Annotated in this window: 21 protein-coding genes; 13 read left to right on the forward strand and 8 right to left on the reverse strand. The window is 32.5% G+C overall.

The window, feature by feature from the left end; all coding sequences use genetic code 11:
• Positions 1-89: 89 nt before the first annotated feature.
• Both C5F47_RS00100 and C5F47_RS00105 read left to right on the forward strand, forming a co-directional pair.
• Complete coding sequence (locus C5F47_RS00100; protein ID WP_179360865.1) at positions 90-389, forward strand: hypothetical protein; 300 nt, start codon at positions 90-92, stop codon at positions 387-389.
• A 92-nt stretch (positions 390-481) separates the two neighbouring features.
• Positions 482-1387: a transcription initiation factor IIB gene (locus C5F47_RS00105; RefSeq protein WP_179360866.1), complete on the forward strand. Its 906-nt coding sequence runs from the start codon at positions 482-484 to the stop codon at positions 1385-1387.
• Positions 1388-1476: 89 nt separating this feature from the next.
• Here the strand turns inward: C5F47_RS00105 and C5F47_RS00110 are convergent, their stop codons facing one another.
• The gene (locus tag C5F47_RS00110; protein WP_179360868.1) at positions 1477-2964 is read right to left on the reverse strand and encodes a cation:proton antiporter; all 1488 of its coding nucleotides are present in this window, start codon (positions 2962-2964) and stop codon (positions 1477-1479) included.
• Positions 2965-3068: 104 nt separating this feature from the next.
• Between C5F47_RS00110 and C5F47_RS00115 the strand changes: the two genes are divergently transcribed.
• Together C5F47_RS00115 and cysC are read left to right on the forward strand one after the other, a co-directional pair.
• A complete protein-coding gene (locus C5F47_RS00115) occupies positions 3069-3611 on the forward strand; it encodes a hemerythrin domain-containing protein (RefSeq protein ID WP_179360869.1) in 543 nt (180 codons plus the stop codon).
• A 36-nt stretch (positions 3612-3647) separates the two neighbouring features.
• Positions 3648-4163: an adenylyl-sulfate kinase gene (cysC, locus tag C5F47_RS00120; protein ID WP_179360870.1), complete on the forward strand. Its 516-nt coding sequence runs from the start codon at positions 3648-3650 to the stop codon at positions 4161-4163.
• Here the strand turns inward: cysC and C5F47_RS00125 are convergent.
• From C5F47_RS00125 to C5F47_RS00140, 4 genes are all read right to left on the reverse strand, one after another.
• On the reverse strand, positions 4155-4970 hold the full coding sequence (locus tag C5F47_RS00125; protein ID WP_179360871.1) for a 3'(2'),5'-bisphosphate nucleotidase CysQ family protein: 816 nt from the start codon (positions 4968-4970) through the stop codon (positions 4155-4157). The genes cysC and C5F47_RS00125 overlap by 9 nt on opposite strands.
• Before the next feature lie 9 nt (positions 4971-4979).
• Complete coding sequence (locus tag C5F47_RS00130) at positions 4980-5186, reverse strand: hypothetical protein (RefSeq protein WP_179361726.1); 207 nt, start codon at positions 5184-5186, stop codon at positions 4980-4982.
• Positions 5187-5228: 42 nt separating this feature from the next.
• The gene (locus C5F47_RS00135) at positions 5229-5972 is read right to left on the reverse strand and encodes an SDR family NAD(P)-dependent oxidoreductase (protein ID WP_179360873.1); all 744 of its coding nucleotides are present in this window, start codon (positions 5970-5972) and stop codon (positions 5229-5231) included.
• Between the two features lie 264 nt (positions 5973-6236).
• A complete protein-coding gene (locus C5F47_RS00140; protein ID WP_179360874.1) occupies positions 6237-6668 on the reverse strand; it encodes a hypothetical protein in 432 nt (143 codons plus the stop codon).
• Positions 6669-6751: 83 nt separating this feature from the next.
• Between C5F47_RS00140 and C5F47_RS00145 the strand changes: the two genes are divergently transcribed.
• Together C5F47_RS00145 and C5F47_RS00150 are read left to right on the forward strand one after the other, a co-directional pair.
• Positions 6752-7036: a hypothetical protein gene (locus C5F47_RS00145; protein ID WP_246271113.1), complete on the forward strand. Its 285-nt coding sequence runs from the start codon at positions 6752-6754 to the stop codon at positions 7034-7036.
• Positions 7037-7212: 176 nt separating this feature from the next.
• Positions 7213-7854 (forward strand): Snf7 family protein, encoded by a 642-nt coding sequence (locus C5F47_RS00150; RefSeq protein WP_179360875.1) that lies wholly within the window; start codon positions 7213-7215, stop codon positions 7852-7854.
• Positions 7855-7863: 9 nt separating this feature from the next.
• Here the strand turns inward: C5F47_RS00150 and C5F47_RS00155 are convergent, their stop codons facing one another.
• Both C5F47_RS00155 and C5F47_RS00160 read right to left on the reverse strand, forming a co-directional pair.
• Complete coding sequence (locus C5F47_RS00155; protein WP_179360876.1) at positions 7864-8322, reverse strand: transcriptional regulator; 459 nt, start codon at positions 8320-8322, stop codon at positions 7864-7866.
• Between the two features lie 101 nt (positions 8323-8423).
• Positions 8424-8984 carry a hypothetical protein gene (locus C5F47_RS00160; protein WP_179360878.1) on the reverse strand — a complete coding sequence of 187 codons (561 nt, stop codon included), beginning with the start codon at positions 8982-8984 and terminating at the stop codon, positions 8424-8426.
• Between the two features lie 306 nt (positions 8985-9290).
• On the opposite strand from C5F47_RS00160, the gene C5F47_RS00165 reads away from it, so the two are divergent.
• From C5F47_RS00165 to C5F47_RS00195, 7 genes are all read left to right on the forward strand, one after another.
• Positions 9291-9578, forward strand: coding sequence for a winged helix-turn-helix domain-containing protein (locus tag C5F47_RS00165; protein ID WP_016940139.1), 288 nt, complete (start codon positions 9291-9293; stop codon positions 9576-9578).
• Between the two features lie 4 nt (positions 9579-9582).
• Positions 9583-10650: a helix-turn-helix transcriptional regulator gene (locus C5F47_RS00170; RefSeq protein WP_179360879.1), complete on the forward strand. Its 1068-nt coding sequence runs from the start codon at positions 9583-9585 to the stop codon at positions 10648-10650.
• A complete protein-coding gene (locus tag C5F47_RS00175; RefSeq protein WP_179360880.1) occupies positions 10647-11666 on the forward strand; it encodes a hypothetical protein in 1020 nt (339 codons plus the stop codon). Before C5F47_RS00170 ends, C5F47_RS00175 begins: the two co-directional genes overlap by 4 nt.
• Before the next feature lie 45 nt (positions 11667-11711).
• The gene (locus C5F47_RS00180; RefSeq protein ID WP_179360882.1) at positions 11712-11906 is read left to right on the forward strand and encodes a hypothetical protein; all 195 of its coding nucleotides are present in this window, start codon (positions 11712-11714) and stop codon (positions 11904-11906) included.
• Between the two features lie 41 nt (positions 11907-11947).
• The gene (locus C5F47_RS00185; RefSeq protein ID WP_179360883.1) at positions 11948-12661 is read left to right on the forward strand and encodes a 7-carboxy-7-deazaguanine synthase QueE; all 714 of its coding nucleotides are present in this window, start codon (positions 11948-11950) and stop codon (positions 12659-12661) included.
• Positions 12662-12725: 64 nt separating this feature from the next.
• Complete coding sequence (gene folE / locus C5F47_RS00190; protein ID WP_179360885.1) at positions 12726-13283, forward strand: GTP cyclohydrolase I FolE; 558 nt, start codon at positions 12726-12728, stop codon at positions 13281-13283.
• Positions 13284-13326: 43 nt separating this feature from the next.
• Positions 13327-13578, forward strand: coding sequence for a hypothetical protein (locus tag C5F47_RS00195; RefSeq protein ID WP_179360887.1), 252 nt, complete (start codon positions 13327-13329; stop codon positions 13576-13578).
• Positions 13579-13580: 2 nt separating this feature from the next.
• Here C5F47_RS00195 and C5F47_RS00200 read toward each other — a convergent pair whose 3' ends face one another.
• Positions 13581-14255 carry a 7-cyano-7-deazaguanine synthase gene (locus tag C5F47_RS00200; protein WP_179360888.1) on the reverse strand — a complete coding sequence of 225 codons (675 nt, stop codon included), beginning with the start codon at positions 14253-14255 and terminating at the stop codon, positions 13581-13583.
• Position 14256 lies beyond the last annotated feature (1 nt).

A 14256-nucleotide genomic window follows, 5' to 3' on the forward strand; every position in this document is an offset into this window, starting at 1 on the left:
AAGATAAAACCTATGATTGCACTGCACTCACTTTTTCAATTTTAAATAAAATGAAATTGAATTTATATCAGTATTTTTACATTTCATTATTGCTTGAATTAGATAAAAAAGTATTTGGAAAAATTACAACAAAAGAAATTATTGGTGCTGATCCACCTGCAATTCCAGATAGTAAAAATAATTTTGAAAATGAACTTGTAACCTTGCTTGAGGAGTTAAAATCTACCCCAAAAATGAATCTTGAAAAACTCTTAGATGATCAAAAAGCTGCTGAAGCTCATGTGAATAGTAGACCTGGTGCTATGGCCTTGGCTCAAGACAAAATTCAACTCTTCAATGAGTACAATGAGAAATATATCCTCTCAATTAAAGAAAAATTAAATTCCTAATTTTGACAATTTTTCCTGTTTTCATGCCTAATTTTTATAAAAAAAGTTGATGATTCATAAATACCAAACAGCATAAAATTCCAGAATCATCCATGGTTAGCAAAACAAAAGAAATGTGTCCACGATGTGCTCAAGGAAAGTTAGTTACTGACAATGAGTCTGGAGAAATGTTCTGCTCTAAATGTGGATTTGTTATTACTGAAAAACTCCAAGAAGCAGGTCCTGAATGGCGTTCCTTTACACAAGATGAAGGTGGCAACAAAGCAAGAGCCGGTGCACCAACATCACTAACAATGCATGACATGGGTCTTGCAACCATTATCAATCCTATAAACAAAGATGCATCAGGAAGACCACTTTCAGCATCTATGAAAAGTACAATTGAGAGATTAAGAACTTGGGATAGCAGAAGTCAGGTTCATGAACCTGTTGATAGAAATTTCAGACAAGCATTTAGTGAATTAAACAGATTAAAAGACAAACTAGCAATTTCTGATTCTGTAATTGAAAAAGCAGCTTACATTTACAGAAAAGCTCTTGAAAAAGGACTGGTTAGAGGTCGCTCCATTTCAGCATTAATGGCATCAGCACTTTATGCAGCTTGTAGAGATACTTCAACTCCAAGAAATCTAAAGGATGTAGAACAAGCAGCAAACATCAAAAGAAAAGACATTGCAAGATGTTATCGATTATTAGTTAAAGAATTGGATTTGAAAATGCCTGTAACTGATTCTGTGCAATGTGTTGCAAGAATTGCAAGTAGAATTGGGATTGCTGAGAAAACAAAACGATATGCAACCAAAGTTTTGAAAATGGCACAAGAAAACGAGGTATCTGCAGGAAAAGATCCAATGGGTCTAGCAGCTGCAGCATTGTACTTGTCATGTGTAAAAAATGGTGAGGATAAAACTCAGCGTGATATCGCAGAGGCTGCAAATGTTACTGAAGTAACCATTAGAAATAGGTACAAAGGTCTCAAAGAATCACTAGAGTTGTAAATCAATCACTCATTATTTGAAAAAGAATCTTCAAAACAAATTCTACAACAGGCACAAGATTTTTTAAAATTGCCTAGTTCTGCCTAGTTTTATTTTTTAAATTCTTCATCTTTTGAATCATCTTCAGGTTTCACAAATCCACCTTCGATATTATCATCTATAGGAACATCAGATAGTTTTTCAACTACTATCGAGCCCTCATCTTTTGAATCATCTTCAGGTTTCACAAATCCACCTTCAACAGATTCTGGTGGAGGAATTTTCTTGGATTTTCCTAATCCGATTGTTGTAATTATCACTGATGACAAAATAATAAAGAAAATTAGCTGAGGATATGCTTCAGCATTAGGCAATCCCATAGTAATTGGGTATGTTGCAAGTACTGCAGCTGCTAATCCTCTGGGAATCATAGAATTTGTTACAGCTCTATCCAAAAGTGAAAATCTTTTTGTTAATGTGATCTTTCCAACTAATATTCTTCCATAGTAAACAACAATTGTAATCAAAACTCCAAATATTAGATACTCTATTTGTCCAAAACTTGCCATCAATCCTACAAATACAAAGAAGAATGATCTTACCAAAAATGTCAGTTGATTGTGTGTCGGATCATCAAGCTCAATTTTAGGTAGTTTGAATCTGAGAACTTTTGCTAGGTGACTCTTGTTCCCAATCATTAAACCAAATACTAGTGCAGTTAATGCTCCTGATTCTCCAAATGAATTGGCCAAGAAGAATAAAACAAACAAAACTCCTAATGTAAGCATATAGGCGTGTTGAGCATTTCCAAGTTTTGTAGAAACATACATCCAAGGAATTCCAACTCCAAATCCTAGTACAAGACCAACTACAACTGCTCGTCCTATGGTTTCTTGTAAAGTTTGAATATCAAAATGTCCTGCTAATACTGCTTCAAATAAAATGAATGCAACTATAGTTGCTAGAATGTCAGTAAGTGCAGATTCAAAACTCAGCATTGATTTTGTTTCTTCTGAAATTTTGACATTTCTAACTAAACCAAATACAATTGCTGAACTGCTTCCACCAACTATAGATCCTAAAAGAATACTTTCCAACCATAACCATCCTAATGCAAAATGTGCAGCAAGAGTAATCATTACAACTGATAAAATAAAACCTAGAACTGCAAGTGTCACTGAAAAATGTGCAGTTTTGATTACATGTTTAATGTCGAGATTTAATCCACCATCAAACATTATAATAATTAGTGCAAGAGCTGCAAAATATGGAACAACTTGAATTACAGCTTCTGGCTGGATTAAACCAAAAACCGGTCCAATAACTACACCTAAAATCATTAAAAATGCTACATCTGGAATACCTGTTTTTTTAAAGAATGCCTCACCTGCTACCCCCAGAAAAATAACTACACCTGCTGCAAGTAAAATCACATGAGCTTCAGCAATTGGTCCGTTATGATTTGATAATGTCCCAATAGAATTTTGTAACTCTGCAAATTTATCAAAAATTATACTTGGATCAAAATTTGATATTGGAACTATATCTCCTATTTGTCCAGTAAATAAATTCAAAATTGATAATATTATGAGATCCATTTATGACTGAATGTAAATTCATCTGGATAAAAGTTAAACTCGATTATTTTAATAATTCTAGGCTCTTTACTGATTTTTAAATAACATAATTGAGACTAGAAATCATGAGTGCTACAAATCAATTACGTGCAGATCATGATCAAGTTAGACGTTTAGAAAAAATAGTCTCAAAATGTGCTGCTGAACTATACAAGGGTACTAAAATTCCATTCTCAGATCTAACAAAAATTACCATAGTGATTTCAGAATTTGTTGATACAATTCATCATTCACGAGAAGAAGATTCGTATTTTCCATGTGTTGCAAGCTATGATTCACTCAAAGAAGAAATTCGAAAATTTATGATTGAACATGAGTTTGGACGAAACATTGCAAGACAAATTTCACATCATCTAAAAAGATGGAAGGATGGTGAGGATGCACAAGAACCAGTTTCAAGATATTTGAGAACTTATGCTATTTTTCTAAATGATCATCTCAATAAAGAAAACAAATTCTTTGATGATGCAGAGGCAAATATATTATCAAAAGAAGAAGAAATTGAAATGTATGAACAATACAAATCAGTTTTTGCGATAGTAAAAAAAGTAGAAGAATTAATTGCAGAGATCGATTATTTAGAAAAGCAACCTTGGGCAAAAAACTAACGTAAGCTCTTTATGGGTAATTCAGATATTTTATTCATGAAACCTTTCATTCTTTGGATGACTGGTCTTCCTTGTTCAGGAAAGACCACAATCGTAAAAGATTTGCAAAAAGATATTCCAAATTTGGCAATGCTTGATGGTGATGAACTAAGAGAATGGTTCTCTCCAAAAGATTTCTCAAAAGCTGGACGTGATGAACACAACAAAAAAGTTGCTCATCTAGCAAAGCTTTTGTTAAAACATGGTGTTCCAAGTGCAGTATCTCTTGTTTCTCCATATCTTGAGAATAGAGAAAATGCAAGAAAAATTATCGATGCAGGTGATCAGTTTGCTGAATGTTATGTAAAGTGTTCACTTGAAAAATGTGAAGAAAGAGATGTCAAGGGTATGTATGCCAAAGCAAGAAAAGGGGAAATCAAAGGATTTACAGGAATTGATGATCCATATGAAGCTCCTGAGAAAGCAGATTTGGTAGTAGATACCGAACATGACTCACTTTCAGACAGTGCAAACAAAGTCAAGGACTTCCTCAAAGGAAGAAACCTACTCTAATTTTTTAAATTCTTCAATTATTTTATCATGGATTAATCCATTTGTTACCAAAATTCCATTTTGATGAAATACATCTTTGTTATTGTATGTGATATCATTTCCTAACATGTCAGTCATTTTTCCACCAGCTTCAGAAATTATACAATATGAAGCTGCTGAATCCCACTCTTTCATTTTATTTGTAGTTGTAATGTATGCTTCAGCTTCACCCGAACTTATCTTTCCAACTTTTAATGAACTTCCTATACTTGTAAAATCTTCAACACCTAATTTTTTAATGAATGATTTTTCTTTCTCTGATAAATGATGTCTTGAACCTACAGTTCTGCATTTAGGAATCTCTGAAATTTGTGTTACAGATATTTTCTCCCAGTTATCATTTGAAAATCTAAATGCACCACTTCCTTTTTGGGCAACAAACAATGTTTTTTCAGTTGGCCATCCTATTACTCCAAGAATTGGTTTTTTATTTTTGATTAATGATATCATTACTGTAAATTCTCCAGTTTTGTCAATAAAATCCGAAGTTCCATCTAATGGATCTACAATCCAAATCATCTCCTGAGTCAATCTATTCAGATCATCTTTGTCTTCTTCAGATAGAATTTGATGTGCAGTTTGTGAGAGGATTTTTTTAATAACTTCATTACTTTTTAGATCAGCATCTGTAATCGGCGAATCATCATTTTTAGTAGATGTTTCATAGTCACCATGATAAATCTCTAGAATTGCATCACCTGCTTCTTTTGCAGCCTTGATAGCAATTTCTAACTCTGGAATTTTTCCAGATATAGGGATGTCTTTCAATTGAAATACCTAAGTCGTTAGTTCTGGTTTTAGTGTCCAGGCAACTCCGAGAACAATAAATGGAATTGACATTACTCCTATGATAGCTAATATTGTATTGAATTGTGTTTCTGACACTTCTGGGTTGTTTACTACCCATGGGAGTGGTAATGTGATGACTATCCAAATAATTCCTAAAAGTATGATTAATTTTGCTTTAGATTTTTTATCATTCATCATATTTTCTCTCCTCCGGAGTTGTATTAAATTCATGTGAATTCATTTAATTGATTCTCCTCCATCTACTGTAAGAATTGCACCTGTAGTCCAGGATGCATCATCAGAGGCAAAATACAATACTGCCTTTCCTATCTCTTCAGGTTGTCCGATCCTTCCTAGTGGATGTTCATTATTCATGAATTCTTTATCTTTTTGAGTTTTCAAAAATGGTTTTGTCATATCTGTATCAACTACTCCAGGACAAATGCAATTTACTCTAATCTTATCTTTAGAATATTCTAATGCCCAACATTTTGTTAAGAGGATTAAAGCAGCTTTTGATGCAGAATATGCATCTGCGTTAAATCCTTCATAGGCCTTTAGTCCTGCATCTGATGAAATGTTAATAATTGAACCAAATGTTTTTTGTAAATGAGGAATTGCCTCCTTAGTAAATCTAAACTGTCCTGTAAGATTTACGTCTAGTACTTCATTCCATTCAGCTTCATCAATTTCATGTAATTTTTTAATTTGTGGAAAAACCCCTGCATTATTTACAAGAATATCTAATTTACCAAATTTTTCAATAATTTCTTTTATGACATTTTTTACATCGTTTGAATTCCTAATATCAGCTGGAATTCCAATAGCATTTGGAATTTCTAATACTGCCTTATCTAATCTTTCATTATTTTTTGCAGTGATTACAACTGTAGCTCCATTTTCTGATAAAATTTTTGCAGTTGCAAATCCTATACCTCTACTTCCACCTGAAACTAGTGCAATTTTTCCTGATAATTTCAATAATGTTTAGAGTAAATTTCGTAATTTATAGATCCATTAATCAAAATTAGGCATAAAATATTTCAAGAAATATATTAATTTCTTATAAAATTTAATATTAAATTTTAAATAGTTAAAGTTACTATAGTAATTAATGTCGAAAGATATAATTACTATCGACTAAATATGCGTAACCCCGCAGAACGAAAAAGGTGATCAGACGTTAAACGACTGACAAAGAGAGGAAATCTCTCAGTGTTCTGTAGCAAAGGGGTCTACGCCTTTTTAATTTTCTAAAATATCTACAGATACAGATCCTAATGTTTCTCCATTTGGATTAATGATAATCGAAATTTCTTGTGTTTCAGAGATCATAATATTTTTCTCACCATCATAATCCCATGTATAATATTCTGAAATTCCCGTTTGATGTGGTGTACCTATGCGCTTAAAATCTTCAGAAAAATTAAATGAATTTCCATTTAATGTAATTGATAAAATTTTTGGGCTACTTCCATTTGGAACAAATCTAAAAAAATATTCTCCTTTTTCTATAGTAAATGTCTCAGTATATTCTCCGTTAATGTAAAGTTCAGGATCTGCCAATGTCACATGAAATTGTATGTTCTTTTTTTCAGCAGATTCTTCAAATGAAAAACTTGTGAATACAATCGCTAAAATAACTACTATTGGAACAATTATGATTTTTTTATTCACTGAAATAAGCATAAAATTCCATTATAAAAGTAAATTCCATAATATCAATACGCTTATGTCCATAATCTTAGAAAAATTTGTAAATGAGTTTTAATTGTAAACGATGCAATTCAGTTATTCAAACAGGGAGTGAATCAACATGTGAAAATTGTAAAGTTCAATTAGATTTACTAGAGCAAGAGCTAGTTGTAAATGAGCAAAGAATCAAAAAATTAGAAGAACATAAAAATTCTGAATTGAAAAACCCCAAATCTACAAATCCTGAAACAAGCTTGGAAACAATGAAACGAATAGAACATAACTTACAACTTGAATACAAAAAACGTGATGGAATAATCAAAATGATAAATTCTAATGACTCGTTCTAAATAATTCTAATTCAGTTGGTAATTCTTTTTCTAATTGTATTTTCTTTCTATTGGATTTAATATCCTAATTTTTCAGGAAGGGATTCCTGATATAGTCAATTTTAGTTAGTAATTTTTTATGTCCTGTGAACCATTCTTTACACCGGAAATTAAGTACATATTCTAGAATCAAACTCATGCCTAGTTTATCCAATAAATGGTCACAGCAACCAAAGCCTGGTATTACTGAAAAAATTAATGATACAATCAAGCCTAAAGGTGCTTTAAAACCACGAGTACAGGAAGGCATTAAAAAATTACAATTACAAATCAAAAAATTAGATACAATGTTAACAAACTTGCAAGAACGTGATGGAAAATTATTCCAAAGAATAGTAGAAGCAACACAAAAACATGATAATCAAACAGCCAAAGTTCTTGGCAATGAACTAGCCGAAGTAAGAAAAGTTACAAAAATTTTGAGTAGTGCTAGAATAGCATTAGAACAAATCGAATTAAGATTAACCACATGTAGTGATCTTGGAGATACTGTAGTAGCAATTATGCCAACAATGGGATTAATGAAGAATCTCAAATCATCTCTTGGAAAAATTATGCCAGGAGCAGAACAAGAAATTGGTCAAATGGCAGAAATGCTTGGAGGCTTTATGACAGAAAGTTTCTCAGGAGATGCAGCATTTGGTATGGATGAAACCACAAATGCAGAATCTGAAAGTATCTTAAAAGAAGCTGCTGCTGTTGCTGAAACTTCTGCTGGTCAAATGTTCCCTTCAGTTCCTACTGATAGTCAAGAAGCTGCCACAAACAAATTTCTTTAATTAAAAATTTTATTCATTTAAGGAATCTCTAGATTCTTTAATTTTTCTAACCCTGCTACCTTCGTCGTCAATAACTCTATCAACACCAGAAAGTTTGTCTCTTAAAGAATTGATAATTGTGCCTACTTCATCTGCTTCATTCTCTACTCGTTTTCTCTTATTGGCAAGTTCTTCAATTCCTCTATTCTCTTCTTCAATATACTCACTAACTTTCTGAAGCTTTTCTTTGAGATTTTTAATATCTACAGATTCTTCTTCAATATCTTTTTCAAGTAATGTTCTCTTTTCTTTGAGATTCTTAATCATTAAACCGACATAATCTATTGCTTCTTCCAACTTTGCTCGTTTTCCCATTAATTCTCCAATACCAATTTGACTGGTTGATTCTGTTACAGAGCTAGTTTCTTCAACATTCTCGTTTCTTCCTTCTACCATTTCTCCACCTTCATCTTTGAATTTATCAAACATTTTATGATTTACTTTTCAAAATGGGAATAAAAAGTTACATTGCATCTCAAAGCTGACCTTGTGAATGATTTTTAGTCAATTAAAGAAAAAATGGTGATTTCTCACCGAATTGAATTTTTGAATTCTTGGTTAGAACCAATAGATTTTTCTGGATTTATGACCGATTCTCCAATTTGGAGTAATCTGATGTTTTGAGCCGTCTCAGGATTTTTTATTATCGAATTCATAAATGAAATTGCAAATACGTTTTGTTCATCAGTTTCTGCAATTTTTCCAGAAAATACGATTTTGAAGCTTAGATCCTCATTGGAGACATCTTGTATGGAAATTTCCCATAGATTTTCACCAATTTTTGATGCTTTTCCATCAAATAGAATAATCCCTGATTGATACGTCTTGAAATTTACGTATGCCCATGACATTTGACCTTCAAATGATAGAATTCTCTTCAAATCTGCCTCCGTGGTCTCTTCAGGAAGGGCATATTGACGGACTTCTAGCTTTCCATCAACCACTTTTTCTGTAAGAATTCCTCTAAGTTCTCCATTTTCTTCTTGATTACTCTCATTATCAGCAAATGAGTAGTTTACAGATAGTGGTGAAGCACCTAGCATCAAGAGGATGACTATTGCTCCAATAATTCTGATCTGGGATTTTACCATGACAAGATAATGTTGAATTGATAGATTAGGAACGGCTAGAAATCGTCCTGTTCTTTATATACCAAATTTCAGCAAAAACAGCAATAATTGAGAAAAATTGCTCCATTTTCTACAAAATGTCTCAAAAGAAGATTTTTTTGGAAAAATGACGTTTTTTGAAATTTATTTTCACGCATGATTTTCTTCCAAAATTTTGAAAATGATCAAAAATTAGGTATTTTTTTTGGTGAAACTGGCGTTCCGCTTTGCGTTCCGCTTTGAAGTTTCAAAATGTTCCTCATAAACTACATTGTTGTATACTAGAGCATGTCAAAACAACAATACAGGTCCGAAATGGGCATTATGGGTGATATCTTAGACGTAACCGCTGATGGCGGCCGTGGTGGAGTCATTGTATCTGCAATCTCTCGCAAAGCCAACCTATCTCACTATGCAGTACTAGACAAATGTGAGAAACTGGTAGAAGCAGGCTTAGTCGAATCCGTCAAAAACGACAGAAATAGAGTCTTTTTGATAACTGAAAAAGGACTTCAGTTTTTCCAGGAATTCAAGAGATTTCAGGGACTAGTCGAAAGCATGAATCTAAGGTATTGAGCCAATGTATCCAGAAATCGTACCAATTCATAGGAAAGAGTCTCTTCGAGAAGATGGAATGCTTTTTGTAAGGACTGAGGGTATCCTCGAAACAATGGTTAAGGCACCTTTGATAATTGCTGGCTTAATGGTTGTTGCATTAACGATGCCTCTTCAGACCTCATTCAGTTCTACTCGTATGCTTGATCTAACCCTCTATTCAGATGGTTCAGCACATATTTCTGCTCAACTAGATGCGGATCCTTTAGACCCTGATTTTGAAGTAAGTCTATTTGGTCCGTCTATTGATAATTTTGTTGCAGTTGGGGAAAATGGCTTTTTACTATCTAGTGAAATAATTGATGGTACAGCAACAATTGATACTTTTGGTTCTTCATCTATTACAATTGATTACGATATTCATGATTTAATTTCTAAAGAAGGAAGAGTTTGGACTTTTACCCTAGACTCTCCAACTGATTATTCATTATTGATGCCTCCTAATTCTATTATTGTTGGAATGGATGCTCTTCCATCAAATATGGATTTGGTTAATGATCAGACACAACTCGATTTGAGTTCTGGTTTATCAGAAATTAATTATATTTTTAGTACAACAACTACACCACCAACAACTACACCACCAACAACTACACCACCAACAACTACACCACCAACAACTACACCAGTACAACCAACAAATGACGTCGTAACATATGCTCTAATTGGTGCACCTGTTGCAGCAGCAATTGCTGGAGCAGTAATTATGATTAAACGAAAACAAACAAAATCTTCACCAGTTATTCAAACTGAAGTTACTACAGAGTCTCAAACTAAAACTGATTCTAGTGACACTGAAACTATTTTTAATTTAAGACCAGAAATGCGTGAAGATGATAAAGAAATTATTAAATTTATTTCTGCAAATGGTGGAGAAGCTTTAGAAAGTGATTTAAGAAAAAAATTCTTACAACCTAGAACTACTATGTGGAGAGCAGTAAAACGCCTTGAAAGACAAGGAGTAATTGAAATCTCTAAAAAGGACTTGCAAAATTTAGTCAAACTAAAAAAAGATTTGGAGGAAGAGGAATGAAATCCATTACAACTTTTGCTTTATTGATTTTAGTTGCTAGTATGGCCCTTGGAGGTATGACTAGTAATGTATCTGCTGCAGAAGATCCTGCAATCCTTCTCAAAATTGCTAAACGTGCACAAGAACAAATCAATAATCAAATCTCTGTTGATTCATCAGATAAAGTAAAGAGATTGTTTGAAGAAGGAACTCAACAAGTAGATGCATTAGAAAAATCACTTAGAAGTGATGATGTTAGTTCAGCAAAGGAGCATTTCCTTTCTGCAATGAAAATTTTCAAAGAAATTTCTAGACACCTGACATCTTCAAATAGTGTTTCAGATGCAGCACCTCAAGCAGAATCAGCTTCAGTTAGAGATACTGTAAGAGATCCATCAAATGATCTTCAAAGATTACAAGTTTATGTAGAGAGCCTCAAAACAATTGCAAAAAAACATGATGCATCAATTAACTTTTCTGAATTAGATGAATCATTCAAACAAGCAAGACAACAAATCAGTGAACATCAATTTGCTCAGGCAATAGATACTATTCATGAAATTAAAGAAACCATAGTAGAAATCAACAAAGAACTTCGTGAAAAAGCATCCAAACAAGAATCTCAAAGAGCTAAAGAATATGCTCAAAAATATTTGGAACAACTAGATAGATTAATTGAAAATGCCAAAAAACAAGGAGTTTCAGATGAAATTATTGAAAGACTAGAGTCTGCCAGAGAAAATCTGTCATCAACTGATAATCCACGACAAATTATTGAAGAAATTAGAAAAATAATGTCCCTAAAGGATCAATTTGATCTTACCAAACATGATAGACTAGAGTCTAGAATCTTACAAGTTGAAAAAACACTGTCTAGAATATCTCAAGTAGATGGAGTGGATCCTGAGGATATATCTGATGCAAGAGATACCCTTCAAAACATCAAACAAAATTTGAGTGATGGAGAATTTGAAACTGCAAATGAACTTTTAAGAGATCTAGCAAAGCAATTGGCAGAAATTAAAAATTCTCTCTAATTGATTATCATAAAATTCATATACATTTTCTAATCAGCAATGAGCATGGCCTCTAAAGCAATTACAGTCGGTGTAGGAATTCCTATGATAATTGTTGGCGCTTTAATGGCATGGTTATGGGCTCCAATTGAAGGAGATCTACAAAATCAAATCGAACTTGTAGGAAGTACTATTGGAATCTTAGGTATAATATTTTTCATTTCTGGTTTGTTCTATACAAAAGAACCGGTAATGCATTAGAAACTCATTGAATAAATAATGAAAAAAATTACGATTATTACTTGAAAGTCAGATTATTTGAAATATTTACGTCAGTTGAAGGTGAAGGGATTCTTTATGGAACAAAGACTCTTTTTGTGAGACTAGCAGGATGTCCGTTTACTTGTTTTTATTGTGATACAAAAGAATCTCTCCCTCTTGATTCAGGAACAGAATATTCTATTGATGATGCTAACCAGCTTATTGATTCTAATTTAAAAAATCAAACTTACAAAGTCAATTTTACAGGTGGTGATCCATTAATTCAACACGAAGCAGTTGCATTACTTGCAAAACATATTCAAGATAAAAAAATTCCAACATATCTTGAATCATCATGTTTTGATATTGATAGATTTAACCACGTTTTACCTTTTATCGATATTGTTAAAATTGAATTCAAAACAAAGGATTCAGATTTTGTTGATTCAAAACACTATGAAAAATTAATCGGTCACACAATGAAATGTCTAGAATCATCTGTAAAATCAAAGAAAACAACATACATCAAGGTAGTAGTAAGTTCAAAAACTCAACCTAATGAATTTGCAAATTTAGTAAAAGAAATTTTCAATATTGTATCCAAAGATGATATTGATGGATTTATCATTCAGCCTACATATGGAATTTCAGAACCATCATTAGATCTGTTATTGGAATTATACGATTTAGTATATCCTCACTACATTGATGTTAAGGTAGTACCACAATTACACAAATTCATTGGGGCTCCATAAAATTAGCACCTGCCTAATAATCTGCTTAGGTTCAAATACTAGAAAAATTCTGTGAGATCATAAAATGGATGAAGAACGTGTAAAAAAACTTGTTAGAGAATTAATCATAGAAGTTGGAGAAGATCCTACACGTGAAGGTTTACGCGAAACTCCAGAAAGAATTGCAAATATGTACAAAGAAATCTTTGGTGGGTATGATTCTGATTCAGAATTATCTGTACAATTCTCAGAAGATTCTGACGTAGTTATTGCACGTGATATTCAATTTTATTCAATGTGTGAACACCATATGTTACCATTTTTTGGAAAAATCCACATTGCTTATTCACCAAATGGTAGAGTATTTGGTATTTCAAAACTTGTTAGATTAGTTGAAAAATATTCAAAAAGACTTCAAATCCAAGAACGATTAACCAAAAATATTGCTGATGAACTACATTCTCAAGGAGTAAAGGGTGTTGTAGTTTTGGCTGATGCTGAACATCTTTGTATGAAAATGCGTGGTGTCAAAAACGATGCAAAACTTTCTTCATCTGCATTTCGAGGAATCTATGAAAATAAAGAGGAAAAAGCAGGAATAATGTCACTAATTAGACAACGTGGCTCAGATTTGTCCTTTTAGACAATACTGAAAAATTAAATAATCAATATTTTTCATCACAATCATGGGAGCAAATCCGTACATACACATTCCAAAGGAATCATTTCCGAACTGGATATGGTATACAATTGAATGTGTTATAGTGATTGCATTAGGCATGCTAATTTCTAGAGAAATTACTGATTCTATTGAAGGACTTGCACCAGATACACAAAATTATATCTTTATGGGAATTGTTGGTCTCATCTTTTTAATTTGGTACATTGGTATTAGAGGAATAATTCTAAAAAAGAAAATTCTAAAGAACAGCTACTAGAATTATTTTAGATATTTTGTTTTATCTGTAATTCCAGCTTTTTCAAATGCAATTTTTCTATTATTGCAAGATTCACAAACTCCACAATGATATTTTTTGTTTGAATAACAACTCCATGTCTTGAATATGGAATCTCCCAAAACTTTGATTCCTGCTTTCAACAAATCACTTTTTGATAAACCCTTACGATATGGAGACCAAATTTCTATATTTTTTCTCAACTTTGATTTAATTCCATCAATTTCTCCTTGATTAAATGCAGTTTCTAGTTTTTTCGCAAAAGCTGGTCTGCAATCAGGATAATGTCTGTCTCCCGTATGAGCGCCATACACTACTAGTGATGCATTTAATGTAAAAGCCCAAGCTGATGCAATTGATAGAAAAACTGCATTTCTAATTGGTACTACAATAGAATATTCAAACTTGCTTGGAATTTTTCTCTTAGAACTTGTTAAAACGTTAGAATTTCCGTACAATTCTTTCATAAACCCAATATCAACAATTCTATGTTGTTTTAATCCTAATTTCTTTGCAAAGGATTTAGCAGCTGCAATCTCGCTATTTGCCTTTTGTCCGTATGAAAATGTAATTCCATACAACTCATATTTTGATTTCAAATAAGATACAGCGCAAACAGAATCAATCCCTCCACTAAAAACAATGACTGCTTTCTTCATT

This window comes from Nitrosopumilus cobalaminigenes, assembly GCF_013407145.1.
GTDB classification, from domain to species: Archaea; Thermoproteota; Nitrososphaeria; order Nitrososphaerales; family Nitrosopumilaceae; genus Nitrosopumilus; species Nitrosopumilus cobalaminigenes.